The 3729-nt window shown below is 72.2% G+C and carries 3 protein-coding genes; all 3 read right to left on the bottom strand.

Annotated features, from left to right (window positions below):
* Positions 1 to 2498: chromosome segregation protein SMC (smc, locus tag WMJ97_RS14685; protein WP_347349749.1), on the bottom strand; the 2498-nt coding region annotated here is incomplete at its 3' end.
* Between the two features lie 9 nt (positions 2499 to 2507).
* Positions 2508 to 3071, bottom strand: coding sequence for a GtrA family protein (locus WMJ97_RS14690; RefSeq protein ID WP_347349750.1), 564 nt, complete (start codon positions 3069 to 3071; stop codon positions 2508 to 2510).
* Between the two features lie 161 nt (positions 3072 to 3232).
* On the bottom strand, positions 3233 to 3729 hold a 497-nt coding region (locus tag WMJ97_RS14695; protein WP_347349751.1), incomplete at its 5' end, for an SDR family NAD(P)-dependent oxidoreductase.

Genomic DNA, 3729 nt, shown 5'->3' on the forward strand with positions numbered 1-3729 from the left:
TGCGCGGCCTTCGCGCGCGCCTGGCGCTCGGCCTCGGCGGCCCGCAGCAGCGAGTCGGCGCGGCCGGCGAACGCGCGGGCGCGCTCCTCGACGGTGCGCAGCGCGAGGCGCGCTTCCATCTCCGCTTGCCGGGACGCCGTCGCTGCGGTCGCCAGCCGGTCGCGCTCGGTCGGGTCGGCGTCCGAGACCTCCGCGTGGGACTGGGCCAGCTCCAGGCGCTCCGTCAGCGCTGCGAGCGCCGCGGCGTTCTTGTCCTTGGCCTCCTCCGCGGCCGCCGCGGACGACCGCAGCCGCTCCCATTCCGCCAGCGCCGCCCGGGACGCCTGGTTCAGCCGGCCCAGTTCCTCGGCCAGGGCCGAGTACTGGGCGTCCGACTCGTGCAGCCGCGCCAGCGCGGCGTCGCTGCGTCGCGTGGCCGCGGCGTGGGCGTCCTTGGCCTGGGCGAGCGCGAACGCGAGCCGCTCGACCTCCGCCTGGGCGTCGACGAGCCGTCCGGACGCCTCGTCGACCGCCGCCTGGACCTCGATCAGGCTCGGCTTGGCCGACGACCCGCCGGAGGAGAACCACGACGACAAGACGTCGCCCTCGCGCGTGACGGCCGCCACATCGGGGACGCTGGCCACCAGCGCCCGCGCCGCCGCCAGGTCGTCGACCACCGCGACCTTGCGCAGCAGGCGCGTCACGGCCGGCTCCAGCGACGACTCCACGGTGACGACCTCGGTCGCGTACCGCGCACCGCCCGGCAGCCCGGGCCAGGACGCGGCGTCCTCCCCGTCGGGCGCGCCCCCGAGCAGCAGCCCGACGCGGCCGAGGTCGTCGGTCTTGAGGTGACCGAAGGCGTCCACGGCGGCGTCCAGGCCGGCCACGGCCACGGCCTCCGCCGCGTTGCCGAGCGCGGCCGAGACGGCCGTCTCGTAGCCTGCCTCCACCCCGACCAGGGCCGCGACCGACCCCAAAACCCCGCCTACGCGATCGGACGCCGCGAGCAGCGCCGCCGAGGCGTCCTTGCGCTCGAGGCCGAGCTTCAGCCCGTCGAGCCGCGCCGCGATCGACGCGCGCTCCCTCTGGGCGGTCGTCTCGGCGGCCTTGAGTTCGTCGATCGTCCGGGACGCCTCGTCGCGCGCCGCCTCCGCCTTCTCGTACTCGCCGTCGAGCCCGGACTCCCCCGCGCTCACCCCGGCCAGCTCGCTCTCCAGCGCGTTGAACGAGTGTTTCGCCTCGTCGGCGCGGCGCGTCGCCTGCGCGGCGGCGTCGGCGAGGCGTCCGATCTCGGCGTCGGCGGCCTCCACCTTCGAGCGCAGCGAGTTCACCTCGCCGGTCAGCCGCGCCAGGCCCTCCCGCCGGTCGGCGATCGCCCGGACGTGGGCCGCGTAGCGCCGGTCCGCCTCCGCGTGCTCGGCCTCGAGGCGCGCGCGCTCGCCGGTCGCCTCGGCCAGCGCGGACGCCTTCTCGGACGCCTCCGCCGCCAGCCGCTTCTCCTGCTCGCGGACCTGCTGCGCCTCCAGCTCGATCGCCTCGGGGGAACGGCCGCGGCGGTCGTCCACGCTCGCGGTCGACGCGTTGCGGACCCGGTCGGACGCGATCGTGATCGTGGACGCCGCCCGTTCCCGCAGGCCGGCGAGCGCGTACCAGGTCTCCTGCGCCCGGGCCAGCCGCGGGGACGACGCCGCCACCCGCTCCTCGGCGGACGCCTCCGCCTCCCGCGCGGCCTCGAGCGCCGACTCGACGTCGAGCCGCTGCTGCCGCAGGGACGCCTCCGCCGCCAGATCGGACTCCAGCGCGAGCGACGCCATCACGTAGTCGTCGGCGAGCAGCCGCGCCTTGGAGTCGCGTAGCTCCGCCTGGACGACCGCCGCTTTGCGCGCCACCTCGGCCTGCCGGCCCAGCGGCTTGAGCTGCCGCCGGATCTCGCCGAGCAGGTCCTGCAGCCGGTCGAGGTTGGCCTGGGTGGCCTCCAGCTTGCGCAGCACCTTCTCTTTGCGCTTGCGGTGCTTCAGGACGCCCGCCGCCTCCTCGATCAGGCCGCGCCGCACCTCGGGGGTTGCCGTGAGGATCGTGTCGAGCTGCCCCTGCCCGACGATGACGTGCATCTCCCGGCCGATGCCGGAGTCGGACAGCAGCTCCTGCACGTCGAGCAGCCGCGCCCCGTGCCCGTTGATGGCGTACTCGGACCCGCCGGCCCGGAACATCGTGCGGCTGATCGTGACCTCGGTGTAGTCGATCGGCAGCGCGCCGTCGGTGTTGTCGATCGTGAGCGAGACCTCGGCGCGGCCCAGCGGCGCCCGGCCGGCGGTGCCGGCAAAGATGACGTCCTCCATCTTGCCGCCGCGCAGGCTCTTGGCCCCCTGCTCGCCCATCACCCAGCTCAGGGCGTCGACGACGTTGGACTTGCCCGACCCGTTCGGGCCGACGATGCAGGTGATGCCGGGCTCGAAGACGAGCGTGGTCGCCGACGCGAACGACTTGAAGCCGCGCAGCGTCAGGCTCTTCAGATACACGCGGCCACTCTAGGCAGAGATCTTCTCCGCATGGCGACGACGCACGGCGCGGAACGTCCACAGCTTGTTGACGACGAAATTCACCGGCATCACGAGGATGATCTGGATCAACTGAGCCCAGTAGACCCTACGGCGCCAAAACGGAGCGCCGTCGACGAAGAAGTCCCAACCCAGGTACAGCTGCGAGTTGCGGTTCATCAGCAACTGCAGGATCACGATGCCGACCAGGTTCGCCGCGAAGCCGACGGCCAGGAACGGCACGTACTCCTTCAGGAAGGGTGCGCGGCCGCCGTGCTTGAACGTCCAGTACCGGTTCAGCACGAAGTTGAACAGGTTCGCCACCACGAACGCGACGACGTTGTACGCCACGTAGTTGCGGACCGCGTAGCCGCCCGTGCCGAGGGAGATGAGCGCGTCGTACTCGTGGCTGTTGAAGAAGTGGATCGCCACGTTGTTGCAGGCCGCGAAGACGGCCATGTTGACCAGCACCCCGCTGCCGCCGATGAGCCCGAACTTCACGAACTCCTGGAGGCTGTTCCGGTAGCGCTTGAACAGCGCGGCGAGACGGTTCACAAGAACCGCACCCTACCGTGCGGAAGCTGGCAGCGAGGACACCGGAAGACGTCCGCATGAACGGCTACCGCACCCGGCGCACGCGCGACCCGCCTGACCGAAGGCGTGCGCGGTGACGCGTCCCACGACGTCAGGCGCGTCACACGCGCACGGTGGCCGCCTCAGGAGCGAGGAACCCCCGTGGCCCGCGAGATCAGAGCGTCGAACTGCCGATCGGACAGCACGGCACCCGCAGCGATCAGCGGCCTGGCACCGAAACCCACGGCGTACCGCGTCTTGGGACGCCTGGCGGTCACCGCCTTGGCGATCGCGTCGGAGATGACCGAGGGCGGCGAGTTGCGGTTCGCGTTCGCTTCGGATCGCAGGGACTTGCCCACCGCCTCGGCCTGCGCCTTGTACGGGCCGCTGCCAGAGGTCTTCTCCAGGTTGGCGGCGGCGATACCGCCCCACTCCGTCGCGATCCCGCCTGGCTCGATGACGACGACGTTGATGCCGAACGGAGCGACCTCCAGACGCAGGCAGTCACTGAGCGCCTCGAGGGCGAACTTCGTGCCGTGGTACCAGCCGCCCAGCGGGGTGTAGATCTTGCCGCCCATCGAGGTGATGTTCACGATCGTCCCCGACTTCTGCGCCCGCATGTGGGGCAGCACCAACCGGG

This window comes from Nigerium sp. (assembly GCF_039811905.1).
Lineage (GTDB): Bacteria > Actinomycetota > Actinomycetes > Propionibacteriales > Propionibacteriaceae > Propioniciclava.